The following is a 23,436-nucleotide window of genomic DNA, read 5'->3' as shown; positions in this document are numbered from 1 at the left end:
GTTTGCGGGTGGACTAACAGAGGACGGAAAACGGAGCAACGCGCGACATTGCGGGAGGCGGTGTGTCTATCTATGATCCGCCGCCTTCGAGGGGGCCACCGCCCTCCTGAAACCTTAGGGACTGGAACCGGATCGACATGCTTCAGGGTTTTCGCAATCTCGGCAAGAGCTGGCTCGGCAAGCTCATCGTGGGCATCCTCTTCGGCCTTCTCATCCTGTCGTTTGCGATCTGGGGCATCGGCGACGTGTTCCGCGGCTATGGCGTCAACACCGTCGCCACTGTCGGCAACCGTGAAATCGGCGTCGAGCAGGTGCGCACCGCCTACCAGAACGAGCTGCAGCAGCTCTCCCGTCGCTTCGGCCGTTCCATCACCGCCGACCAGGCGCGGGCGCTCGGCCTCGAGCAGCAGCTCCTCGGCCGACTGATCGCGGAAGCGGCGCTCGACGAGCGCGCATCCGAGCTCGGCCTCGCCGTCTCGCGCGACACGGCGGGCGAAGCCATCGTCAAGGATCCGGCCTTCCGCAACGCCAGCGGCCAGTTCGACCGCCTCGCCTTCGACAGCATCCTGCGCGCCAACGGCCTGACGGAGCAGGCCTTCATCACCGAGCAGCAGGCCGTGCTCGCCCGCCGCCAGCTGGCCGATGCGCTCACCGGCGCCATCGTGCCGCCGCTCGCGATGCGCGAGGCCATCCATCGCTACGGCGCCGAGCGGCGCAGCATCGCCTATGTCGAACTGCCCGCCTCCTTGGCCGGCAACGTCGACGCGCCGGAGGAGGCTGCGCTGCAGGCCTTTTTCGACGAACGCAAGGCCGCCTTCCGCGCGCCGGAATACCGCACGGTCTCCATCCTGTCGCTGCGACCCGAGGATCTCGCCAAGCCCGGCGAGGTATCCGACGCCGATGCCACGGCGCGCTATGAGGAGGTGAAGGCCCGCCGCTTCACGAGGCCCGAGACCCGCAAGCTGCAGCAGCTGTCCTTCCCCTCGCAGGAAGAGGCCAAGGCCGCGCGCGAGAAGATCCTCGCCGGCGCGTCCCTCGCCGACATCGCCACCGAGCGCGGCGTGCGGCCGGAGGACATCGAGATCGGCACCTTCACCCGCGAGCAGATGATCGACCCGGCGGTGGCGGAAGCGGCCTTCGCCCTCTCCGCCGGAGACGTGAGCACGCCGGTCAGCGGCCGCTTCGGCATCGTGCTCGTGCGTGCTGCCGAGGTCACGCCCGCCGCGGTGCGGCCCTTCGCGGAGGTCGCCGACGAGCTCAAGCGGGAGATCGCCATCGAGCGCGCGCGCTCGCACCTGGACGAGACGCACGACCGCATCGAGGACCAGCGCATCGCCGGCAAGCCGCTCACCGAGATCGCGCGGGAGTTCTCGCTGAACGCACGCACCATTGGCCCGCTCGACCAGGGCGGCAACGGCAAGGACGGACAGCCCGTCGCCGACATTCCCGAGCGCGAGGTGCTGCTGCGCTCGGCCTTCGAGACCGATATCGGTGCCGACAACGAGGCGCTGCGCCTCGCCGACGGCGGCTATCTCTGGTACGACGTGACCAATGTGGAGGGCACGCGCGACCGCACGCTCGACGAGGTGCGCGCCGACGTCGCCGCCCAGTGGCGGGTCGACGAGATCGCCCGGCGCCTGTCGGACAAGGCGCAGGAGATCGTCACCCGGCTCGACCAGGGCGAAACCATCGAGGCCATCGCCGCCGAGCTCTCGCTCGAGGCAAGGACCGCGGAAGGCCTCGCCCGCGGCCAGGCTCAGGACGGCCTGCCGGCCAATGTCGTGACGCAGGCCTTCTCCGTCCACGCCGGCAAGGCCGCCTCCGCCGGGATCGGCGACGGCGACCGCCGCGTCGTCTTCAAGGTGACGGCGGCGACGGTGCCGGCGTTCGTGACCTCGACCCAGGAGGCGGAGCGCCTGCAGGGCCAGCTCGCGACGGCGATCACGGACGACATCCTCGGCGAATATGTCGCCAGCCTGCAGAGCGAGCTCGACGTGCGCATCAACCAGCAGGCCCTGCGCACGGCGCTGGGCACCAGCGGCGAGTTCTGAGCCGCCATGCAGCCGACACCTTCTTTCGAGGATTTCGCCGCCGGCTACGAGAAAGGCGCGGCAGGCGTCGTGAGCGCGACGCTGGTCGCGGATCTCGAGACGCCGGTCGCAGCCTTCCTCAAGCTCACGGACGGCGGGCAGGCGCCCGCCTTCCTGCTCGAGTCGGTCGAGGGCGGCGCCGTGCGCGGCCGCTATTCCATGATCGGCCTCAGGCCCGACCTCATCTGGCGATGCCGGAACGGGCGGGCCGAGATCAACCGGGATGCCCTCAACCGGCCACAGGACTTCGTGCCGGAGGCCGCAGCCCCGCTCGACAGCTTGAGAGCCCTCATCACCGAGAGCCGCATCCCGCTCGCCGGCGACCTGCCTCCGATGGCGGCGGGCATCTTCGGCTATCTCGGCTACGACATGGTGCGCCTCATGGAGCGCTTGCCGCACCAGCCAGCCGATGCGCTGGACCTGCCGGATGCGGTCCTGGTGCGCCCCACGGTCATGGCGGTCTTCGACGCCGTCAGGGACGAACTCTCGCTCGTCACGCCCGTGCGCCCGAAGGAGGGCGTTTCCGCCCGAGCGGCCTACGAGGCTGCGCTGGCACGGCTCGACGCCGCCCTCGAGGCGCTGGAGCGCCCCCTGCCCCACGATGCACGCCTCGATCCCGCCGCCATCGCGGCGCCGGCGCCCATCTCCAACACCACGCCGGAAGAATTCAAGGCCATGGTGGCGCGGGCGAAGGAATACATCCGCGCCGGCGACATCTTCCAGGTGGTGCTGTCGCAGCGCTTCGAGGCGCCGTTCACTTTGCCGGCGCTGTCGCTCTACCGCTCGCTGCGCCGGCTCAACCCCTCGCCCTTCCTCTGCTATCTCGATTTCCTCGACTTCCAGATCGTCTGCTCGAGCCCGGAGATCCTCGTGCGGGTGCGCGAGGGCAAGGTGACGATCCGGCCCATCGCCGGCACGCGCCGGCGCGGGGCGACGCCCGAGGAGGACAAGGCCCTTGCCGAGGAGCTGCTGGCGGACCCGAAGGAGCGGGCCGAGCATCTCATGCTGCTCGACCTCGGCCGCAACGACGTCGGCCGCGTCAGCGAGATCGGCTCGGTGACGGTCACCGACAGCTTTTTCCTCGAATATTACAGCCAGGTGATGCACATCGTCTCGAACGTCGAAGGCCGGCTCGATCCGCGCCGCGACGCGCTCGACGCCCTCGTCGCCGGCTTTCCGGCCGGCACGGTCTCCGGCGCGCCCAAGGTCCGCGCCATGGAGATCATCGACGAACTGGAGAAGGAGAAGCGCGGGCCCTATGCGGGCTGCATCGGCTACTTCGGCGCCGACGGCGAGATGGACACCTGCATCGTGCTGCGCACCGCCGTGGTGAAGGACGGGCGCATGGCCGTGCAGGCCGGCGCCGGCATCGTCTATGATTCCGACCCGGAATTCGAGCAGCAGGAATGCATCAGCAAGGCGAAAGCCCAGTTCCGCGCCGCCGAGGATGCGGTACGCTTCGCCATGCGCGCACGACGGGGGCAATGATGAGACGGGAGCGATGGCGCCGGCTTCTGGAGGCTTGACCCACCACTGCCCCGACGGGCAAAGCTTTGACTCTCAGAAAGCCACGCGCATGTTCCGCATCCTTCTCGTCGACAATTACGATTCCTTCACCTGGAATCTCGTGCACCTCATCGGGGCGCTCGGCCCCGCGATCGACGTGCGCCGCAACGACGCCATCAGCGCCGACGAGGTGCTGGCGCTCGACCCCGATGCCATCGTCCTCTCGCCCGGTCCGTGCACGCCCAACGAGGCGGGCATCTGCCTCGAGCTCATCGAGAAGGCGGCGCCGAGCGTACCCATGTTCGGCGTGTGCCTCGGCCTGCAGGCCATGGGCCAGGCCTTCGGCGGCGAGGTGGTGCGCGCGCCCCTGCCGATGCACGGCAAGATCTCGCGCGTGCATCACAAGGGCGAGGGCCTCTTCCGCGGCATCAACGGCCCGTTCGAGGCCACGCGCTACCACTCGCTCATCGTGGCGCGCGAGAACTGCCCGGCCGACCTCGCCGTCACCGCTGAGAGCGAGGACGGCCTCGTCATGGCCATGGCGCATCGGCGGTTGCCGCTCCACGGCGTGCAGTTCCACCCCGAGAGCATCCTCTCAGAGCACGGCGCGACCATAATGCGCAATTTCCTCGATATCGCCGCGCGCTGGAATGAGACCGGGCGCCCCGCAAGAACGAGCTGACGGAGCACCGATGGACGCCTTCAAACCCTTCATCGCCAAAGTCGCCACCGGTGTCTCGCTGAGCCGCGAGGAAGCCCGTCAGGCTTTCGACACCCTGCTCTCGGGCGAGGTGACGCCGGCCCAGAGCGGCGCCTTCCTGATGGCGCTGCGCGTACGCGGCGAGACGGTGGATGAGATTGCCGGCGCGGTCGAGGCGCTGCGCGCACGCATGGTGCGCGTCAGCGCTCCGGCGGGCGCCATCGACATCGTCGGTACCGGCGGCGACAACGCGGGCAGCTACAATGTCTCGACGCTCGCCGCCATCATCGCCGCCGCCTGCGGCGTACCGGTCGCCAAGCACGGCAACCGGGCCGCCTCCTCGAAATCCGGCGCCGCCGATGTGCTCGCCGCACTCGACGTCAAGGTGGGCCTCGACCCGGCTGGTATCGAGCGCTGCCTTGCCGCGGCGGGTGTCGGCTTCATGTTCGCGCCCGCTCACCACGCCTCCATGCGCCATGTGGCGCCGGTGCGCGTCGAGCTCGGCACCCGCACCGTCTTCAACCTCATCGGGCCGCTCGCCAATCCGGCCGGCGTGCGCCACCAGCTGCTCGGCGTCTATTCCGAGAGCTGGCTCCAGCCGCTCGTCGAGGTGCTCGCCGCCCTCGGCGCGCAGCGCGTCTGGGCCGTGCACGGATCCGACGGGCTCGACGAGATGACGACGACCGGGCCGACCTCGGTGGTGGCGCTGGAGGACGGGCGCATCCGCCGCTTCACCGTCACGCCGGAGGATGTCGGGCTTGTCCGGGCGTCGATCGCCGACCTGCGCGGCGGCGAGGCCGAGCACAATGCGGCCGCGCTGCGCGCGGTGCTCGCCGGGGAGAAGACGCCCTACCGCGACATCGCCGTCCTCAATGCCGCCGCCGGCCTCGTGGTCGCCGGCAAGGCCGCGGATCTCAAGGAGGGCGTTGCGGCCGCCGAGGCCGCCCTCGACAGCGGCGCCGCACGCGCTACGCTCGAGCGGCTCGTTGCCGCGTCGAATGCGTGAGGGCCCCATGAGCGATATTCTGGCGAAGATCGAAGCCTACAAGCGCCGCGAGATCGCGGCGGCGAAGACGCGCATCCCGCACGAGGAGATGGTGCGCCTCGCCCATGCCGCCCCGGCCCCGCGCCCGTTCCTCGCCGCCGTCGAGGCCCATCTGGCCGCGGACCGGCCGGCCCTCATCGCGGAGATCAAGAAGGCGAGCCCGTCGAAGGGCCTCATCCGCGCCGATTTCGACCCGCCGGCGCTGGCGAAGGCCTATGCGGACGGCGGCGCGAGCTGCCTGTCGGTGTTGACGGACGGCCCCTCCTTCCAGGGCCATCCGGACTATCTCGGCGCGGCGCGCGCGGCCTCCGGCCTGCCCGCCCTGCGCAAGGACTTCCTGTTCGAGCCCTATCAGGTCTACGAAGCGCGCACGTGGGGCGCCGACTGCATCCTCGTCATCATGGCCTCCATCAGCGACGAAGAGGCGCGCGCCCTCGTCGCCGCGGCCGAGGAACTTACGATGGACGTCCTCGTCGAGGTGCACGATGCCGAGGAACTCGACCGCGCGCTGGCCCTCGGTGTGCGCATGATCGGCATCAACAATCGTGACCTGCGCACCTTCGAGACATCGCTCGCCGTCAGCGAGGCGCTGGCGCCACGCATTCCCTCCGGCCACATCGTCGTCGGCGAGAGCGGCATCTTCACCCATGCCGACATCGCGCGGCTCGCGGGTGTTGGCATCCGCACCTTCCTCGTCGGCGAGAGCCTGATGCGCCAGACGGACGTGACGGCCGCGACCCGCGCCCTCCTCTTCGGCGAGGCTGCAGCGGCATGACGCGGCTCACGCACGTCGACGCCTCGGGCAAGGCCAACATGGTCGACGTGGGCGACAAGGCCGTGACGCAGCGTATCGCGCAGGCGGAGGGCCATGTCGTCATGCTGCCGGAGACGCTCGCCCTCATCCGCTCGGGCGAAGCCAAGAAGGGCGACGTGCTGGCTACGGCCCGCATCGCCGGCATCATGGCGGCGAAGCGGACCCATGAGCTCATCCCCCTCTGCCATCCGCTGAACCTGACCAAGGTGAAGGTCGACTGCACCATCGACGAGGCGCTTCCGGGCGTACGCGTGACGGGCGAGGCGCGCGTCACGGGTCAGACCGGCGTCGAGATGGAGGCGCTGACCGCCGTCTCCGTCGCCTGCCTCACCATCTACGACATGGTGAAGGCCGCAGACCGGGCCATGCGCATCGAGGGCATCCGCCTCCTCGCCAAGAGCGGCGGCAAGTCCGGCGATTTCCGCGCCGGCGACCGGCCGGACGCGGAGAAGACGGCATGAGGAGGCCAGCTTGGCCCTGACGCCGGTCGCCGATGCGCTCGCCGGCATCCTCGCCGGCGCGAGCCCCGTTCGCGAGCACGAGACCGTGCCGCTGCACAGGGCCGCCGGCCGCACGTTGGCCGTCGACCTCGCCTCCCTGCGCACCCAGCCGCCTTTCGTCGCCTCCGCGATGGACGGCTATGCCGTGCGTGCCGCCGATGTCACGGCCGTTCCCGCGCGCCTCTCGCTGATCGGCACCAGTGCCGCCGGTCATGCCTTTGCGGGCGCGGTCCGGCCCGGCGAATGCGTGCGCATCTTCACCGGCGCGCCCCTGCCGGCGGGCGCCGACGCCATCCTGATTCAGGAGAATGCCCGCGCCAACGGCGACCAGATCGAAGCGCTGTCGACGGTGGCGGCCGGGCGCTTCGTGCGCGAGGCCGGGCTCGATTTTCGCGAAGGCGAGATCCTGCTGCAGGCCGGCCGGCAACTCGCCCCCTCGGCAGTTGCGCTCGCCGCGGCCATGGGCCATGCGGCGCTGCCAGTGGTGCGGCGGCCGCGCGTTGCCATTCTGGCAACCGGAGACGAACTCGTCCGCCCCGGCGAACCGAGCCGACCCGATCAAATCGTCGCCTCCAACACCTATGCCGTTGCGGCCATCGCCGAACGGGCCGGGGCCGAAGCCATCGACCTCGGCATCGCCGGTGACGATCTCGCCGCGCTCTCTGCCGCGATCGATGCGGCCAAGGAGGCCCGGGCCGACGTGCTCGTGACACTCGGCGGCGCCTCGGTGGGCGATCACGATCTCGTGCAGCGCGCCCTTTCGGCGCAGGGATGGCAGCTCGGCTTCTGGCGCATCGCCATGCGCCCGGGCAAACCCCTGATGCACGGGCGCCTCAGCGCCATGGCCGTGCTCGGCCTGCCGGGCAATCCCGTCTCCAGCATCGTGTGCGCGCTCATCTTCCTCGCGCCGCTCGTGCGGGCGCTGAGCGGCGATCCGGATGCGGCCGAAATCGCGACCCTGCCGGCCCGGCTCGGCAGCGATTTGCCGGCCAATGACGAGCGGCAGGACTATCTGCGCGCCCGCCTCGCGACGGCCGACGACGGCACCCTCGTCGCCAGCCCCTTCCCGCGCCAGGACAGCTCCATGCTGCGCCTCATGGCGGAGGCCGAGGCGCTCGTCGTGCGTGCGCCCCATGCCCCCGCCGCCCGGGCGGGCGAGCCCTGCCGCATCATCCGGCTCTGAACTTCGCCTCGGTCGAACTTGCGGAACACACCGGGAACGTCTAATCTCGTTCATGATTTGTTTTCGACTCGCATCGACAATGCGATTCGACGAGGGGGAGCGAGATCGCCGGCCATGCTGACGCGCAAACAGCACGAACTCCTGCGTTTCATCCACGAACGCCTGCGTGAGACCGGCGTGCCGCCGTCCTTCGACGAGATGAAGGAAGCCCTCGATCTTAAGTCGAAATCCGGTATCCATCGCCTCATCGTGGCGCTGGAGGAGCGCGGCTTCATTCGCCGGCTTCCGAACCGCGCCCGGGCGCTCGAGGTGCTGCGCCTGCCCGACGGCGTCGCCGCAGCCCCGCGCGGGCGCTTCAACCCGAGCGTGGTCGAGGGCGGGCTTGGCAAGGTGCGCGCGCCGGCGCCTCAGGCGGTCGAACCCGCTGTCCAGACAGTTGCGATTCCTGTCATGGGCCGGATTGCTGCCGGCACGCCCATTTCCGCCATCCAGAGCCGCAGCCACACCGTCTCGCTGCCGCCGGACATGCTGGGCAGCGGCGAGCACTTCGCGCTCGAGGTGCGCGGCGATTCGATGATCGAGGCCGGCATCCTGGATGGCGATACGGTCGTCATCCGCAAGCAGGATACGGCGAATACAGGGGATATCGTCGTCGCCCTGATCGATGACGAGGAGGCAACGCTGAAGCGCCTGAGGCGCCGCGGCTCCTCCATCGCGCTCGAGGCGGCCAACCCGGCCTACGAGACGCGCGTGCTCGGCCCCGACCGGGTGCGCATCCAGGGCAAGCTCGTCAATCTGCTGCGTCGCTACTGACGTCGGGCTCCTGATCCTCCCCGCCCGTCTCATCGGCTGACGCGGGCGATGGCCGGCCCGTCGCGGCGCCGGCCGCCGTGGACAACGGTCGTGAAGGAAGCGCCTGCATCCAGGCGCGGCGCTCGTCGGAGGGCAACTGGCCGATGAGCCGATCGCTGCCGCCATTCCCGAGGATGACGGCCATTGCGCCGTTCTCGCGCAGCTTCGTGCGGTCGATGACCACGGGCGCTGCACAGCCGGGCGGGACGGTGAGCGCAGTGACGAGGATGTCGGCCCGCCGGCAGTCCTCGACGAAGGCCGAGGGGCGGCGCACCAGGGCGACCATGCGGCCGTCGACCGCCTGCATGGTGCAGCCGTCGCGGTCGCAGAAGACTCCGCTTTTGAGGCTTTCGTCGCCCGGCTGCCTCGCATCGCCGTCTGCGCGCAGCCATTGGGCGACGACGAAGGACGAGGCGCGGCCGAGCACGGCGAGACGCCCCTCGACACCCCGGACGGCCGCGCTCGCACCGTTGCGGTCGACGAAGATGTCCGGCCGCGCCGCTCCCGCGGCGATGGCGAGGGCGGCGGCCGCGGGCACGGCGGCGAGCCAGCGCAGCGGCGAGATGCAGATGGTCAGCACGAGCAGCGCCAGCGAGAAGAGGATGAGCGCGCTGCCCGGAAAGGCCGGTATCGCCATCACGGACAGGCGCCAGTCCTGCATGGCGTGGGAGACCGCGAGCACGATGGCCGTGCCCTGCCCCATCAGCCACCAGATGGGCGCGTCGAGGCCGAAGGGGTTGAGCAGAACCCCGAGCACAGCCGCCGGCATGACGATGAAGGAGACGAAGGGCAGCGCGATGCCGTTGCCCACCACGCTCAGCGGCATCGCCGTCTGGAAGTGATAGGCGCCATAGGCCCCTGTCGCCAGGGAGGCGACCAGGGTCGTGACGACGAGGGTGACGGTCCATCGCCACGCATGGCACAGGGCGCGCGCGACCGGACCGAGCGACGCCTCGCCCCTGCCCGGACGGGCCGCCTGCCATTCCGCGAGCGCCACGAGACAGGCCACTGCCGAGAACGACATCTGGAAGCTCGGCCCGAGCACTGCCTCCGGCTCGAGGGCGAGACACAAGATGGCGGCGAACGCGAGATTGCGCATCGAGAGCGCCGGCCGGTCGGCGAGAATGGCGCCGAGCATGGTCAGTGTCATCATCAGCGCCCGCTGGGTGGCGACGTCAGCACCCGAGAACAGGCAGTAGCCCACGGCCCCCGCCATGGCCGTCGCGGCGGCGATCTTCTTGATCGGCCACGTGAGGGCGATGGCCGGAAAGAGCGCGAGGAGCGCGCGCACGGCCCAGAACACCGTGCCGGCGGCGAGCGCCATGTGCAGACCGGAGATCGACACGATGTGATAGAGGCCGGCGGCGCGCAGGGCCTCGTTGGTATCCTCGGTAATGAGGCCGCGCTTGCCGGTGACGAGCGCAGCCGAGACAGCCCCCTCCTGCCCGCCGGCGGCACGGGCGATGCGCGTCGTCAGCGCATTACGCGCCTCGTCAAGCCATGTTGCAAGGGCCAGGCGCCAGTCCGGCACGCGCGGCGGGGCACTGATTTCCACACGCCCCACAAGCGAGCCGACGGCGCCGATGCCGCGGAAGAAGGCGTCGCGCGTGAAATCATAGCCGCCCGGCCAGGCCGCCCCGGGCGGCGGCATCAGGCGAGCGGTGGCCTCGATGAAATCGCCGGCGCGCAGCCGGGCCGGCTCGCGCATCGACACCCGCACACGCGCCGGGCGCTCGCCGTCGCCGAGGTTGCCGAGCGTCTCGACCCGCACGACGGCCCGCGGCCCCTGAGGCCGCTCCTCCACGCTTTCGACGAAGCCGGTGAGCGGCGCGATGGTCACGCGTGCGAGCACCGGCGCCTCCACGCGCGCCGTCCGTGCCGCACCGGCGAGGAAGCCGGCGAAGAGAAAGGCGGCGGCAACCGCCGCGACGAAAGTCACATGACGTCGCGAAACGGCTGCCAATCCGACGGCGATGGCGAGGGCGGCGACAGGCGCCCAGACGCTCGGCTCGCGGTCGGCCGCGAAATAGAGCAGCACCCCGATGCCGAAGCTCACCGCCGCCCAAGGGAGCAGGCGCCGGTGCGTGCTCTCCTCGTCTAGGCAGCGGACAAGGAAAGGGGTGATATCGGCAAGGGACAGGCCACCAGCCCGAACGGCGCCGCGTCCGCCGGTCGCGCGATCGAGCACGGCGGCAACGGCACGGGCCTGGCGAGATCGTTCCGGCGGCATGCGGAGCGAGGAATTCCTTACGTCGGACGGCAGGTCATGCTACACGAGCGCCCGCTGCATTGAACCATCAAGTCGCCGGATTTTGCGAGCAGCAGAACCGAGGCATGCGGCACGCTCGCATCGATTCGCCACCGCCACCTTCCGAGAGTTCCGAACACCCATGTCAGGCACGGTCGTCACCCGCTTCGCGCCTTCGCCCACGGGCTTCCTCCACATCGGCGGTGCCCGCACGGCCCTGTTCAACTGGCTCTTCGCTCGCCACCACGGCGGCAAGATGCTGCTGCGGATCGAGGATACCGACCGGGAACGCTCTACCGAGGCCGCGATCCAAGCGATCCTGGACGGCATGACCTGGCTCGGCCTCGATTGGGAGGGCGAGGTCGTGCACCAGTTCGCGCGCGCGGCGCGCCATCGCGAGGTGGCAGAGGAGCTGTTGCGTCGGGGCAAGGCCTATTACTGCTACGCCACGCCGGAGGAGCTCGAGGAAATGCGCGCCCTCGCCCGCAAGGAGGGGCGGCCGATGCGCTACGACGGCCGCTGGCGCGACCGCGATCCCGCCGAGGCGCCGGCCGGCGTCAAGCCGGTGATCCGCCTCAAGGCGCCGCAGACCGGCGAGACGGTGGTGGACGATCAGGTCCAGGGCCGCGTGACGTGGCAGAACAAGGACCTGGACGACCTCGTGCTGCTGCGCTCGGACGGGACGCCGACCTACATGCTGGCCGTCGTGGTCGACGATCACGACATGGGCGTCACCCACATCATCCGCGGCGACGACCACCTGACGAACGCGGCGCGGCAGACGCAGATCTACGAGGCGCTCGGCTGGGCGGCGCCGGTGATGGCGCATATCCCGCTCATCCACGGACCGGACGGCGCCAAGCTGTCCAAGCGGCATGGGGCGCTCGGCATCGACGCCTACCGCTCGATGGGCTATCTGCCGGCGGCGCTGCGGAACTATCTCGTGCGCCTTGGCTGGAGCCACGGCGACCAGGAGATCTTCTCTACCGAAGAGATGATCGCGGCCTTCAATCTCGCCAGCATCGGCCGCTCTCCCGCCCGTTTCGATTTCGCCAAGCTGGAGAACCTCAACGGCCACTACATGCGCCTTGCGCCGGACGAGGAGCTTGTTCGAGCCATCGAGGCGCTGCTGCCGGAGATCGGTCCGGCCCGCGGCCTCGGCACCTCGCTGGAGCCGGCGCTGCGGGCCAAGCTCCTCGCCGCGATGCCTGGCCTCAAGGAGCGCGCCAAGACCCTGATCGAGCTCCTCGACAGCGCGTCCTATCTTTATGCATCTCGTCCCCTGCAACTCGACGAGAAGGCGCGCGGCATTCTCGACGACGACGCCCGGACCCGACTCGGCCAAGTGCTCCGCCGCCTCGAGAGCCTCGATGCGTGGACGCCGGCGGGAACGGAGGCTGCCGTGCGCGCGGCCGCCGAGGAGGCGGGCGTGAAGCTCGGCCTGATGGCACAGCCGCTACGCGCGGCGCTAACGGGGCGCTCCACCTCGCCCGGCCTGTTCGACGTCATGGAGGTGCTCGGCCGCGAGGAGAGCCTGGCGCGGTTGCGTGATCAGACCCGCTGACGGGCCTCCACCGGGCGGGTTGATGCGGCGCAGCAACGACTTCTCCCAAGGGTTGCGGCGCCGGCATTGTTGCCGGTCAAGTCCCGCTTCCGGCGCTGCTTGAACGCATGCCGCGAATGCGATACGCAGGCCTCGATCTTATCTCGATCGGATCGAAAAACCGCGGGACGGCGGAGCGGAAAGGCAATCACAGCCAAGGGGCAACCCCTGCCGATGAGCCGTTGTCCTGTGCGCTTTACCCGAAGAAAGGGGATGCATCCATGAGCGCAGGAACGGGCACGTTCTCCATCGACGGCAAGACTATCGACCTTGCCGTGCGAGAGGGAACGATTGGGCCGAGCGTCGTCGACATCGCGCCGCTCTACAAGAATGCCGGGATGTTCACTTACGATCCGGGTTTCACCTCGACCGCGAGCTGCGAGTCCAAGATCACCTATATCGACGGTGACGAGGGCGTGCTTCTCTACCGCGGCTACCCGATCGAGCAGCTCGCCGAGCACGGCGACTTCCTGGAAACCTGCTATCTCCTCCTCTACGGGGAGCTGCCCACGGCGAGCCAGAAGGCCGATTTCGACTACCGCGTGACGCGCCATACGATGGTGCACGAGCAGATGACGCGGTTCTTCCAGGGCTTCCGCCGCGACGCCCACCCGATGGCGATCCTCGTCGCCTCGGTCGGCGCCCTCTCGGCCTTCTATCACGACTCCACCGACATCTCCGATCCGCAGCAGCGCATGATCGCCTCCATGCGCATGATCGCGAAGGTGCCGACGCTTGCGGCCATGGCCTATAAATATTCCATCGGCCAGCCGTTCATGTATCCGAAGAACAACCTCGACTACACGTCGAACTTCCTGCACATGTGCTTCGGGGTGCCGTGCGAGGAATACGTGCCGAACCCGGTGCTCGCCCGGGCGATGGACCGCATCTTCATCCTGCATGCCGACCACGAGCAGAATGCCTCCACCTCGACGGTGAGGCTCGCCGGTTCCTCGGGCGCCAATCCCTTCGCCTGCATCGCGGCGGGCGTTGCCTGCCTGTGGGGCCCGGCTCACGGGGGCGCCAACGAGGCGGCGCTCAAGATGCTGGAAGAGATCGGCACGCCCGACCGGATCCCCGAGTTCATCGCCCGCGCGAAGGACAAGAACGATCCGTTCCGCCTCATGGGCTTCGGCCACCGGGTCTACAAGAACTACGACCCGCGGGCCAAGATCATGCAGCGCACGACGCACGAAGTGCTGAACGAACTCGGCATCAAGGACGACCCGCTGCTCGATGTCGCCATGGAGCTCGAGCGCATCGCGCTGCACGACGAATATTTCATCGAGAAGAAGCTCTATCCGAACATCGACTTCTACTCGGGCATCACGCTGAAGGCGATGGGCTTCCCCACCTCCATGTTCACCGTGCTGTTCGCGCTGGCCCGCACCGTCGGCTGGATCGCGCAGTGGAAGGAGATGATCGAGGATCCGTCCCAGAAGATCGGCCGTCCGCGCCAGCTCTACACCGGCGCGCCGCAGCGCGACTACACCCCGATCGCCCAGCGCTCCTGAGCGGTTCGGACCAACGAAAGGGCCCCTCGCGGGGCCCTTTTTGTTTTCTCGTCGTTCTGCCTCGGCTTCCTCGCTGCTCAGCGCCCGGCGACGGCGAGCACGATGCGCGCAGCCCTCTCGCTCGGTGCCTCGTCGCCGATGCGCATCGCCGCATCGAGGCGGGCGAGCGCGGCGAGCTGGGCCTGCCTTTCCGGCCCTTCCTCGATCAGCGGCGCGAGCGTGCCGGCAAGCTTCTCGGGCGTGCAGTCCCATTGCAGGCGCTCGGGAATGGCGCTCTCGCCGAGGATGAGATTGGCGAGGGTGATGGTCGACACGGTGAGGAGGTGCCGCACCTGGGATTCGAGCCAGCCCACCTTGTAGGCGACCACCATGGGCACGCCGGACAATGCAAGCTCCAGGGTGACCGTGCCGGAGGCGGCGAGGGCCGCGTGGGCCTGCCGGAAGGCCGCCAGCTTGGCCGCGGCGCCGTGGACGATCTGCGGCTTCACTGGCCAGGTGGCGACAGCGGCCTCGATCTCATCGGCGAGGTGCGGCACGACCGGCATCAGCCAATGCAGCGGCCGCCGGCTCTCGGCCTCGACCAACGGCAAGGTCTCGCGGAAGACCGGCATGAGCCGGGACACCTCGGAGCGGCGGCTGCCAGGCAGCACCAGAACCGTCGCGGGCGCCCCTTCGGCAAGGGCCGGCCGCTCCCCGCTTGCCGGGCGCAACTCGGCCAGCCGCTCGATGAGCGGATGGCCGACATAGCTGCATTGAGGGCCGCCGAGACGCGCGTGGGCCGCCGGCTCGAAGGGCAGCAGCGCCAATACGTGGTCGACATAGGCGCGCATCTTGCGGGCGCGGCCGGGGCGCCAGGCCCAGACGCTCGGGCTGACATAGTCGACCACCGGCAGGTCGGGCAGGCGCTTGCGCACCCTCTTCGCCACCGCATGGGTGAAATCGGGGCTGTCGATGATGACGAGGATATCCGGCCGGGCCGCCACGGCGGCATCGACCGTGCGATGCACCCGGTCGATGATCGTTCTGAGACGGCCGATGACGGCGGTGAAACCCATGACGGCGATGTCGTCGAGCGGGAAGAGACTCATCAGCCCTTCGCCGGTCATGGCGTGGCCTCCAACGCCCGAAAAACGGATGTCCGGATGCCGGGCCCGCAGCGAGCGCATGAGCTTGAAGCCAAGCTGGTCGCCCGATTCCTCCCCGGCGACGATGAAAACGTGCAATCCCGCCTGCTGCTGCATCAGCTCTTGATCCTGTCGTGCCGTCGCTCGATGCCGAGGAGGAAGAGGCCGCGCCGGTCCGCCTCGGCGATCGTGCCGGGCCCGTCGACGATCAGCGTTGCACCGGCGCCGATGGCGATGCCGGCAAGGCCGGCCCGCGCCGCGCAGGCGACGGTGCGCGGCCCGATGGTCGGCAGGTCGACGCGCAGGTCCTGTCCGACCTTCGCCATCTTGACCATCACCCCGCCGTGGACGGCGCGCAGGCGAGGGCTGCGCCGCAGGCGGCGCGCGCGCGCCAGCATCGCGTCGGTGCCCTCCGGTCCCTCGATGGCAACGACACGCCGCGCGGCAACGACCACCGCCTGTCCGACGTCGAACGGTGACAGTGCCTCGAGCACCCCCTGCCCGGCCGCCGCGGCCGCAAGGCTCGGCTCGTCGGGCATCACCGCGCCGAGAACGCCTGCGCCGGCAAGCAGCTCCGGCGCCAGCCGATCAATGCCGCCCACGGTAAGACCGCGTTCCTCGAGGAGACGGATAACGCCGGCGAGCAAGCCGTCATCCCCAGCCCCGAGGATCGCGGCGATCTCGTCGCGGTTCCGGAATGCCGCAAGCGCTCCAGCGAAGGCCGTGGGCTTCGGCCGATGCACTGTGCCGACGAGCACCACCTCGGCCGGCGCCCAAGCCTCGAGCTGTGCGAAGATACGCTTGTAATCAAGGATGTCGACGACAACGTCCGCTTCGCGGACAAGCCCGCGCTCGGCAAAGCCGCGCAGGGCAAGGACCCGAACGCTCCGATCGCGCCGCAACAGGGCTGCGCGAAGCAGGCCCGGCAGGGCCCCGCCGCCGGCAAGCAGGGCGACCGGTGCGCCAGCGGCCATGGTCAGTTCTCGTCGGAAGCCCGCGGAGTGCAGATGGAGCGCTTGCCGCCCTCGCGGATGAAATCGAGGATCTCATGCACGACGGCGTGGTTCTGGAACTCCGCCGCCACGTCCTCCACGCGCTCGCGCAGGCTGCCCTCGTCCGCGAAAAGCAGGCGGTAGGCGCGCCGGACAGTGTGGATATCATCGCGCGAGAAGCCGCGACGTTGCATCCCGACGATGTTGAGGCCCGACAGATAGGCACGGTTGCCCATCGCCATGCCATAGGGGATGAGGTCGTTCTCCAGGCCCGACATGCCGCCCACGAACGCATGCGCGCCAACACGCGCGAACTGGATGACCGCTGCCCCGCCGCCGATGATGACGTAGTTGCCAACGGTTACGTGGCCCGCCAGCATGACGTTGTTCGATAGGATGACATTGCTGCCGACGTGGCAGTCGTGCCCAACGTGCGAATTGGCAAGGAAGGCGCAGCGGTCGCCGATGACCGTCTTCATGCCCCCACCTTCGGTGCCGGGATTGAGCGTGACGCCCTCACGGATGATGCAGTCGCTGCCAATCTCGAGCGTCGAGGGTTCGCCGCGATACTTCAGGTCCTGCGGCTGATGGCCGATGGAGGCGAAGGGAAAGATCCGCGTGCGGGGCCCGATGCGGGTACGGCCCGCGACAACCGCGTGGCTGACGAGTTCGCAACCGTCTCCCAGCGACACCTGCGGGCCGACATGGCAATAGGGCCCGATGCGCACGCCCTCGCCGAGGCGCGCACCCTCCTCGACAATCGCCGTCGGATGAATCTGCGACATCAGCTCACTCTACGACCAGCATGGCGCTGACTTCAGCCTCGCAGACGAGCACGCCATTGACCTTCGCCTCACCACGATACCACCACATGTTGCGGCGATTGGCGAGCTTGGTCATGTGATACTCCACCGTGTCGCCGGGCACGACCGGCTTGCGGAACTTGGCCTTGTCGATGGTCATGAAATAGACCTCCTTCGGTCGCGCCTTCTGGGCGAGCTTGGAGGCCACGCACATGGCTCCGGCGGTCTGGGCCATGCCCTCGATCATGAACACTCCGGGGAACAGCGGACGGCTGGGGAAGTGCCCCATGAACTGCGGCTCGTTGTAGGTGACGTTCTTGATGCCGATGCAGCTCTCGTCGCCCTTCATCTCGATGATGCGATCGATGAGCAGGAAGGGATAACGGTGCGGCAGATAGCTCAGGATCTGCACGATATCGGCAGCCTCGAGGCCCGTGGTCGCATCGTTCATGTATCGTCGTCTCCCCGCACAACGCAGACGCCGGGCGCCCGCAGTGGTTCCTTATCCTTCACCGGCGTCGCCGCGCCGGGCTGCCAGGTTCTTCAAGGTCATCAGTTCCCGCAGCCAGACCCGCATGGGCTTGGCGGGCGAGCCGCCCCACCTGACGCCCGCAGGCACGTCGGTCGCGACATTGCTCGTCGCCGCGATCTGTGCGCCCATGCCGATGCGAACGTGGCCGACGACACCGACCTGACCGCCGAGGACGACGAAATCCTCCAAGGTGGCGCTGCCGGCGATACCGACCTGCGAGACGATGACGCAATGGCGGCCGATGACGACGTTATGACCAATCTGCACCAGGTTGTCGATCTTGGTCCCTTCGCCGATCACCGTGTCGCGGCTGGCGCCCCTGTCGACCGTGGTGTTGGCGCCGATCTCGACATCGTCCTGGATGATGACGCGCCCGATCTGCGGCACCTTGAGATGACCTTCGGCGCTCATGGCGAAGCCGAATCCGTCCTGCCCGATCTTGGCGCCCGCCTGCAGAATGACGCGGTTGCCTATCAGCGCGTGCTGCAGTACCACACCCGGCCCGATGGAGCTGTTGCGGCCGATGCGCACGCCGGGACCGACCACGGCATTCGACGCGATGACCGTTCCGGAGCCGATCTCGGCTCCCGGTCCCACGCTTGCCCCCGGATCAACGATGACGCCCGCCTCCAGCCGCGCCTGGGGATGCACATAGGCGCCGGGCGAGATGCCGTCGGCAGCGAACTGCGAGCCAGGCCGCACTGCCGCCGGATACATTGCCGTGAGCACCTTGGCGAAGGCACGGTAAGGCTCGGCGACCACGAGCGCGACGCAGCCGGCGGGCACCCGCGCGGCAAAACGCTTCGAGACGAAACAGGCACTTGCCTGCGTGACGTCGAGCGCAGCCGCATAGCGCGGATTGTCCATATAGGCGAGATCGCCCTGCGCCGCGCTTTCGAGCGGCGAAACTCCGCTCAACACCATCTGCGGGTCGGCGCCCGCAGGCAGCGTCACTCCGGTAAGAGACGCCACCTCGGCGAGCGTCGGGCGCACGGCCTGAACGAAGAACACCGGATCCGACATCGCCAGAAATGTCTTTCGCCTGAAACGGAAGCGGCCCTTGCGGGCCGCTTCGAGGAGAGCATCAGAAACTCGTGCCGCCCGAGAAGCGGAAGGCCTGGGTCTGATCCCCTGTCGCCTTCGACAGCACGAAGGCGTAATCGAAACGCAACGGGCCGAGCGGCGACTGCCAGAGCAGGCTCACGCCGACCGAGGAGCGGATCTTCTTGTCATCCCGGACGTTGAGGCATTCCGGCTCCTGGCTGAGCGGATTGGTGCCTGCCGCCGGGCAATAGATCGAGCCGTCGCCGTTGAGATCGAAGAACCTGTTGCCCTCGTAACCGAAGAGCGAACCTGCATCGGCGAAGACAGCGCCCCGCAGACCGAACTCGCGCGGCAGGCCGAAGATCGGGAACTGCACCTCGAGCGTGCCGCCGAAATAGGTCGTGCCGCCGAGCGCGTTGGCGCGGTAGTCACCGGTCATGTCGCGTGGCCCGATGCCGGACGGGGCGAAGCCGCGCACCAGCGAGGGGCCGAGGAAGAAGTTGTCGACAATGCGCAGGTCATTGCCGCCGAAGGCACGGATGTGACCGCCCTGCACCTTGATCATGCCGACAACGTCGTCGAACAGCTCGTGATAGTAGCGCGCCTCGGCCGTGGCGCGAATGAACCGCGAATCGCCACCAAGGCCAGCGATCTCCGGCTTCACCTCAGCATAGAAGCCGGAACGCGGATCGCGGATGTTGTCGAGCGTATTGTAGGACAAAGTGGCGCCGACCAGTGACGTCCAGGTTGTCCCGACCGCTTCCTTGACCGCGATCGACGCTTCGCCGTTCCACGTGCAATTCGGGTAGGTCGCCGTGCCGTTGGGATTGACCGGCGTCAGCCCCGGCAGCGGAATGGAGCAGTCGTTATACGGCTTCGAGTAGGTATTCGGGATCTTGAGCTCGGACTGATACAGGGAGTAGCGCAGCGTCAGCGTGACCTCTTCGGTGATCGGCAGGCCGAGACGCAGCTGCCCGCCGGTCACGCGGTTCTCGTAGCGCGAATAGTTGGTGTTGTCGGTGTACTTCGAGAACAGGTCGACGCCGAAGGCCATGCGCTGGCCGAGGAAGTAAGGCTCCGTGAAGGAGAACTCCACGCCCTGCGTGCGCTGACCCCAGGTGCCGGCGAGGCGGACATACTGACCACGCCCGAGGAAGTTCGACTCGGAAACCGCGACCTCGCCGATGAAGCCGTCGGAGGTCGAATAACCGCCCGACACCGAGAACTGGCCGGTGGACTGATCCTCGACATCCACATTGACCACCACGCGATCCGGCGTCGAGCCGGGCTCGTTGGTGATGCGGACAGTCTTGAAATAGCCGAGATTGTTGAGGCGCCGAACGGCACGGTCGATCAGCACCTGATTGTAGGCGTCACCTTCGCCAATGTCGAACTCGCGGCGGATGACATAATCGCGTGAGCGCGTGTTGCCGCGCACATTGATGCGCTCGATATAAACGCGCGGCCCCTCTTCCACCACGTAATCAAGGGCGATCGTGTGGGAGGCCGGATCGCGCGTGCCGCGCGGGCGCACAACCAGGAAGGGGTACCCCCGGCGACCGAGCTCAGCCGTCATGTTGGTGAGGGTCTTCTCGACGGCCTCAGCATTGTACACGTCGCCCGAGGACAGGCGCGTCAGCCGCTGCAGCTCCGCAGCCTGCACTTCCGGTACGGTTGAATCGACCGTGACACCGCTGACGCGATACTGCTGACCCTCGTCGACAGTGATGGTGACGATGTAGCCCTCGCGAGCCGCGTCGAACACCGCATCCGCCGAGACAACGCGGAAATCGGCATATCCGTTCTTCAGGTAATAGCGACGGATCAGCTCGAGGTCGGCAGAAATGCGATCAGGATCGTAGACGTCGGTATTTTTGAGGAACGACAGGAAATTCATTTCCGTCGTCGTCATCAGGTTGCGCAGCCTCGACGACGAGAAGGCATTGTTGCCGACGAAGTTGATTTCCTTGACGCCGGTCTTGTCGCCCTCGTCGATGGTGAAGACGACATCGACCCGATCGTTCGACAGCGGCACCACGCGGGCATCGACCTTGGCGAGGCTGCGGCCGCCGCGGCGATAGATCTCGCGGATGCGCTCAATATCACCGTCGACCACCGACTGGCTGAGGGGCGTGCGCGCCTGGGTCTGCATCTCGGGGCCGAGCTGCTCGGACTTCAGCTTCTTGTTGCCCTGAAACACGACGCGATTGATGAGCGGAGCGCCGACAGTCGCCGTCTGCGCACCCGCACGCGCGCCACGTGCCGACTGGGCGGTGGCAACCTGGGCGCTCGCAACGATGGCCACGCTGGCAAGGAGCACGCCCGTCAGGCGGCGCGCCACTCTGGCCCGGCGGTTGTTCACATTCCGCGTCATCAGGTGCCTACCCTCTTTATTCTTTCCCGAACGAACCGTCTCGATTGCCCGGAGTATGGGTCGAAGACGCTTCTACAGAGTTTACGCCGGTCTGCAAACGGGCCGAAGGCGCCATGCGCGCATTTTTCGAGCAAGCGTTGCCCGTCGGTCACGTCGCTCCGAGACCGAAAGCGGCGCCCAGATGCTGCAGATCGTTCCACGTCACGAAGAGCATGAGCATGAGCACCAAGGCAAGCCCGATTCTGAAGCCGATCTCCTGCGCCTGCTCGCTGAGCGGGCGTCCGCGCACGGCCTCGATGGCGTAGAATAGCAGATGGCCACCATCGAGCATCGGTACCGGAACGAGATTTATCAAGCCAATAGAGACAGATAGGATCGCCGCCAGATTGATGAGGCCGGCAAGCCCGCCCATCGAGGCGACCTCCCCGGAAACCTGTGCGATGCGGATCGGGCCCGAGAGCTGATCGGTCGATTCCCGGCCCGTCAGGAGCTTTCCGACATAATCGCCGGTGCGCTCCACGATGTACCAAGTATCCGTTAACCCTATCCGCAGAGAATCGACGATGCCGTATTGCTTCACGGTCCAGTCGCCGGGGTCGCGGGAGGCGCGCAGGCCGAGCAGGCCGATGCGCTGCTTGCCGAATGGTGTCGTTATCTCGCGCAGGTCCGGTGTCGCCGTGAGCATCACCTCGCTGCCATCCCGTTCGACGGTGACGGCCAGCGCCTCGCCCGGGCGGGCGCTGATGATGCGCTGCATGTCGGCGAAGCTTTCCACGGGGCGCCCGTCGATGGAAAGCACGAGATCGCCCGGACGGATGCCGGCGCGCTCGGCGGCGCTGCCCGCCTCCACGGCGTCGACCCGCGGCAGGAGAATGGCCCGGCCGCCCAAATAGACACTCGCGGTGAAGATGGCGATGGCGAGCAGGAAGTTGGCGATGGGACCGGCGGCCACAATCGCCGCGCGGGCGCCGACACCCTTGTGGTAGAAGCTACCGCGCCGTTCGGCCTCGGACATGGTGTCGAGCGCGTCGCGGTCCGGCATGCTGGCGCTGTTGGCATCGCCGGCGAATCTCACATAGCCGCCGAGCGGGATCGCCGAGATGCGCCAGCGCGTTCCCTGGCGATCCGTCCAGCCGACAAGTTCCCGGCCGAAGCCGATGGAGAAGGCCTGGACGGCGACGCCACAGCGGCGGGCGACCCAGAAGTGGCCGAGTTCGTGGAAGAAGACCACGACCGTCAGCACGAACAGGAAGGGAACCACATAGCTCAGGAGCCCCCACCCCGCGCCGATCACCGTGCCCGCTATGTCCATCGTCCACTCCTCGCCGGGCTCACTTGCGCCCGTTCAGCATGATTGCTGCAGAAGCGCGCGGGCTCGCTCCCGCGCGGCAAAGTCCACCGCGAGCGCTTCCTCGATCCCTGCCGGCGCGGCGCTCGCGCCCTCGCGCGTGCATACCGCCTCGACCAAGCGGGCGATATCCCCGAACCTGATGCGTCCTGCAAGGAACGCTTCCACCGCGACCTCGTTGGCCGCGTTGAGCACCGTCGGCGCGGCCCCACCCTGCTCCAGGGCTTCACGCGCCAGCCGCAGCGCGGGAAAGCGTGCGGTGTCGGGTTCGGCGAAAGTAAGGCAGCCCATTGCGGCAAGATCGAGCCGCGGGATCTGTGTTTCAACGCGCTCGGGCCAGCTGAGGCAATGCGCCACCGGCACCCGCATGTCGGGTACCGCAAGACCGGCCGAGAGCGACCCGTCCCGGAAATGCACGATGCCATGGACGATCGACTGCGGATGCACCAGCGCTCTCAGCCGCGCGGCAGGCAGGCCGAAGAGATGATGGGCCTCGATCAGCTCGAGGCCCTTGTTCATGAGCCCGGCGGAATCGACGGTGATCTTCGCCCCCATCGACCAGTTGGGGTGCTTCAAGGCCTCCTGCGGAGTCGCCTCGGCAATGGCCTTCGCCGGCCAGTCACGAAAGGGTCCGCCGGAGGCCGTCAAGGTCATCGCCTCGACACTCTCGATGGGAGCCTCGCCCAGAGCCTGGAAGAGCGCGTTGTGTTCGGAATCGAGCGGCAGGATCGTCGCACCGGCCGCGGCGGCATCGCGCATGAAGGCGGCGCCCGCGCTGACGAGACATTCCTTGTTGGCGAGCGCGATGCGGCGGCCGGGGCGAAGCGCACGATGGGTCGGGCGCAGCCCGGCCGTGCCGGCGATCGCGGCGACGACGAGGTCACAGTCCCGATCCACGGCCTCGAGCACCGCCGCCTCGCCCGCCCCGTTCGCGATGCCACTGCCGGACAGGGTCTCCGCCAGGGCCGCCCCGCCCTCGCCGTCCGCCAGCACGGCACAGCGCGCGCGCAGCCGCAACGCCACGTCGGCGAGAGCCCGCGCATCGCGGCCGGCGACGACGGCCTCGACTTCGAAGCGCCCGGGATGGGCGGCGACCACATCGGCCACTGCCCGGCCGACGGAGCCGCTGGCACCGAGGATGGTGAGACGTGTCGCCATCGCTGC

The 23,436-nt window shown here is 68.4% G+C and carries 19 protein-coding genes; 10 read left to right on the top strand and 9 right to left on the bottom strand.

Annotated features, from left to right (window positions below; genetic code table 11):
• Positions 1-137: 137 nt before the first annotated feature.
• The 8 genes from BOQ54_RS09395 to lexA all read left to right on the top strand — a co-directional run bounded on the left by BOQ54_RS09395 (position 138) and on the right by lexA (position 8,651).
• Positions 138-2,051, top strand: a complete 1,914-nt coding sequence (locus BOQ54_RS09395; protein WP_063186313.1) for a peptidylprolyl isomerase — start codon at positions 138-140, stop codon at positions 2,049-2,051.
• 6 nt (positions 2,052-2,057) lie between these two features.
• Entirely contained in the window at positions 2,058-3,578 is a 1,521-nt protein-coding gene (trpE, locus tag BOQ54_RS09390) for an anthranilate synthase component I (protein WP_063186311.1), read from the top strand.
• Positions 3,579-3,666: 88 nt separating this feature from the next.
• Positions 3,667-4,278 carry an anthranilate synthase component II gene (locus tag BOQ54_RS09385; protein ID WP_071923768.1) on the top strand — a complete coding sequence of 204 codons (612 nt, stop codon included), beginning with the start codon at positions 3,667-3,669 and terminating at the stop codon, positions 4,276-4,278.
• Positions 4,279-4,288: 10 nt separating this feature from the next.
• Entirely contained in the window at positions 4,289-5,302 is a 1,014-nt protein-coding gene (trpD, locus tag BOQ54_RS09380; RefSeq protein WP_071923767.1) for an anthranilate phosphoribosyltransferase, read from the top strand.
• Between the two features lie 7 nt (positions 5,303-5,309).
• A complete protein-coding gene (trpC, locus tag BOQ54_RS09375; protein ID WP_063186307.1) occupies positions 5,310-6,116 on the top strand; it encodes an indole-3-glycerol phosphate synthase TrpC in 807 nt (268 codons plus the stop codon).
• Positions 6,113-6,616 carry a cyclic pyranopterin monophosphate synthase MoaC gene (moaC, locus tag BOQ54_RS09370; protein WP_055458309.1) on the top strand — a complete coding sequence of 168 codons (504 nt, stop codon included), beginning with the start codon at positions 6,113-6,115 and terminating at the stop codon, positions 6,614-6,616. The genes trpC and moaC overlap by 4 nt, the downstream gene beginning before the upstream one ends.
• A 10-nt stretch (positions 6,617-6,626) precedes the next feature.
• Positions 6,627-7,838: a molybdopterin molybdotransferase MoeA gene (locus tag BOQ54_RS09365; protein WP_055458310.1), complete on the top strand. Its 1,212-nt coding sequence runs from the start codon at positions 6,627-6,629 to the stop codon at positions 7,836-7,838.
• 114 nt (positions 7,839-7,952) lie between these two features.
• Positions 7,953-8,651: a transcriptional repressor LexA gene (gene lexA, locus BOQ54_RS09360; protein ID WP_019403650.1), complete on the top strand. Its 699-nt coding sequence runs from the start codon at positions 7,953-7,955 to the stop codon at positions 8,649-8,651.
• Here the strand turns inward: lexA and BOQ54_RS09355 are convergent.
• On the bottom strand, positions 8,629-10,920 hold the full coding sequence (locus BOQ54_RS09355) for a ComEC/Rec2 family competence protein (protein ID WP_071923766.1): 2,292 nt from the start codon (positions 10,918-10,920) through the stop codon (positions 8,629-8,631). The genes lexA and BOQ54_RS09355 overlap by 23 nt on opposite strands.
• 160 nt (positions 10,921-11,080) lie before the next feature.
• Here BOQ54_RS09355 and gltX point away from each other — a divergent pair, with 160 nt between their 5' ends.
• A complete protein-coding gene (gltX, locus tag BOQ54_RS09350) occupies positions 11,081-12,502 on the top strand; it encodes a glutamate--tRNA ligase (RefSeq protein WP_055458312.1) in 1,422 nt (473 codons plus the stop codon).
• A gap of 260 nt (positions 12,503-12,762) precedes the next feature.
• The gene (gltA, locus tag BOQ54_RS09345; protein ID WP_055458313.1) at positions 12,763-14,055 is read left to right on the top strand and encodes a citrate synthase; all 1,293 of its coding nucleotides are present in this window, start codon (positions 12,763-12,765) and stop codon (positions 14,053-14,055) included.
• Between the two features lie 77 nt (positions 14,056-14,132).
• On the opposite strand, the gene lpxB is transcribed toward gltA, so the two are convergent.
• The 8 genes from lpxB to dxr form a co-directional block, all read right to left on the bottom strand.
• On the bottom strand, positions 14,133-15,296 hold the full coding sequence (lpxB, locus tag BOQ54_RS09340; RefSeq protein WP_071923765.1) for a lipid-A-disaccharide synthase: 1,164 nt from the start codon (positions 15,294-15,296) through the stop codon (positions 14,133-14,135).
• On the bottom strand, positions 15,296-16,153 hold the full coding sequence (locus tag BOQ54_RS09335; protein WP_071923764.1) for an LpxI family protein: 858 nt from the start codon (positions 16,151-16,153) through the stop codon (positions 15,296-15,298). The genes lpxB and BOQ54_RS09335 overlap by 1 nt, the downstream gene beginning before the upstream one ends.
• Positions 16,154-16,155: 2 nt before the next feature.
• Entirely contained in the window at positions 16,156-16,956 is an 801-nt protein-coding gene (lpxA, locus tag BOQ54_RS09330; protein WP_055458316.1) for an acyl-ACP--UDP-N-acetylglucosamine O-acyltransferase, read from the bottom strand.
• 4 nt (positions 16,957-16,960) lie between these two features.
• A complete protein-coding gene (gene fabZ, locus BOQ54_RS09325; RefSeq protein ID WP_055458317.1) occupies positions 16,961-17,425 on the bottom strand; it encodes a 3-hydroxyacyl-ACP dehydratase FabZ in 465 nt (154 codons plus the stop codon).
• A gap of 51 nt (positions 17,426-17,476) precedes the next feature.
• Complete coding sequence (lpxD, locus tag BOQ54_RS09320) at positions 17,477-18,529, bottom strand: UDP-3-O-(3-hydroxymyristoyl)glucosamine N-acyltransferase (RefSeq protein WP_071923763.1); 1,053 nt, start codon at positions 18,527-18,529, stop codon at positions 17,477-17,479.
• Between the two features lie 61 nt (positions 18,530-18,590).
• Complete coding sequence (gene bamA, locus BOQ54_RS09315; RefSeq protein WP_055458319.1) at positions 18,591-20,924, bottom strand: outer membrane protein assembly factor BamA; 2,334 nt, start codon at positions 20,922-20,924, stop codon at positions 18,591-18,593.
• Positions 20,925-21,072: 148 nt separating this feature from the next.
• Positions 21,073-22,236: an RIP metalloprotease RseP gene (rseP, locus tag BOQ54_RS09310; protein ID WP_071923762.1), complete on the bottom strand. Its 1,164-nt coding sequence runs from the start codon at positions 22,234-22,236 to the stop codon at positions 21,073-21,075.
• 33 nt (positions 22,237-22,269) lie between these two features.
• Positions 22,270-23,430 (bottom strand): 1-deoxy-D-xylulose-5-phosphate reductoisomerase, encoded by a 1,161-nt coding sequence (dxr, locus tag BOQ54_RS09305; protein ID WP_071923761.1) that lies wholly within the window; start codon positions 23,428-23,430, stop codon positions 22,270-22,272.
• Positions 23,431-23,436: the final 6 nt, after the last annotated feature.

It is taken from the genome of Chelatococcus daeguensis (genome assembly GCF_001887265.1).
In the GTDB taxonomy this organism is placed as follows: domain Bacteria; phylum Pseudomonadota; class Alphaproteobacteria; order Rhizobiales; family Beijerinckiaceae; genus Chelatococcus_A; species Chelatococcus_A sambhunathii.
The sequence above is the reverse complement of the archived record's forward strand: the minus strand, read 5'-3'. Positions and strand labels throughout refer to the sequence as shown.

Excerpts from the sequence above, each read along its gene's own strand:
- trpC (WP_063186307.1), top strand. The coding sequence starts at position 5,310 with ATGAGCGATATTCTGGCGAAGATCGAAGCCTACAAGCGCCGCGAGATC.
- gltA (WP_055458313.1), top strand. The coding sequence starts at position 12,763 with ATGAGCGCAGGAACGGGCACGTTCTCCATCGACGGCAAGACTATCGAC.
- trpD (WP_071923767.1), top strand. The coding sequence starts at position 4,289 with ATGGACGCCTTCAAACCCTTCATCGCCAAAGTCGCCACCGGTGTCTCG.
- trpE (WP_063186311.1), top strand. The coding sequence starts at position 2,058 with ATGCAGCCGACACCTTCTTTCGAGGATTTCGCCGCCGGCTACGAGAAA.
- lpxA (WP_055458316.1), bottom strand. The coding sequence starts at position 16,956 with ATGTCGCAGATTCATCCGACGGCGATTGTCGAGGAGGGTGCGCGCCTC.
- dxr (WP_071923761.1), bottom strand. The coding sequence starts at position 23,430 with ATGGCGACACGTCTCACCATCCTCGGTGCCAGCGGCTCCGTCGGCCGG.
- BOQ54_RS09395 (WP_063186313.1), top strand. The coding sequence starts at position 138 with ATGCTTCAGGGTTTTCGCAATCTCGGCAAGAGCTGGCTCGGCAAGCTC.
- BOQ54_RS09355 (WP_071923766.1), bottom strand. The coding sequence starts at position 10,920 with ATGCCGCCGGAACGATCTCGCCAGGCCCGTGCCGTTGCCGCCGTGCTC.
- BOQ54_RS09385 (WP_071923768.1), top strand. The coding sequence starts at position 3,667 with ATGTTCCGCATCCTTCTCGTCGACAATTACGATTCCTTCACCTGGAAT.
- moaC (WP_055458309.1), top strand. The coding sequence starts at position 6,113 with ATGACGCGGCTCACGCACGTCGACGCCTCGGGCAAGGCCAACATGGTC.
- BOQ54_RS09335 (WP_071923764.1), bottom strand. The coding sequence starts at position 16,153 with ATGGCCGCTGGCGCACCGGTCGCCCTGCTTGCCGGCGGCGGGGCCCTG.
- lpxD (WP_071923763.1), bottom strand. The coding sequence starts at position 18,529 with ATGTCGGATCCGGTGTTCTTCGTTCAGGCCGTGCGCCCGACGCTCGCC.
- lpxB (WP_071923765.1), bottom strand. The coding sequence starts at position 15,296 with ATGCAGCAGCAGGCGGGATTGCACGTTTTCATCGTCGCCGGGGAGGAA.
- lexA (WP_019403650.1), top strand. The coding sequence starts at position 7,953 with ATGCTGACGCGCAAACAGCACGAACTCCTGCGTTTCATCCACGAACGC.
- gltX (WP_055458312.1), top strand. The coding sequence starts at position 11,081 with ATGTCAGGCACGGTCGTCACCCGCTTCGCGCCTTCGCCCACGGGCTTC.
- fabZ (WP_055458317.1), bottom strand. The coding sequence starts at position 17,425 with ATGAACGATGCGACCACGGGCCTCGAGGCTGCCGATATCGTGCAGATC.
- rseP (WP_071923762.1), bottom strand. The coding sequence starts at position 22,236 with ATGGACATAGCGGGCACGGTGATCGGCGCGGGGTGGGGGCTCCTGAGC.
- bamA (WP_055458319.1), bottom strand. The coding sequence starts at position 20,924 with ATGACGCGGAATGTGAACAACCGCCGGGCCAGAGTGGCGCGCCGCCTG.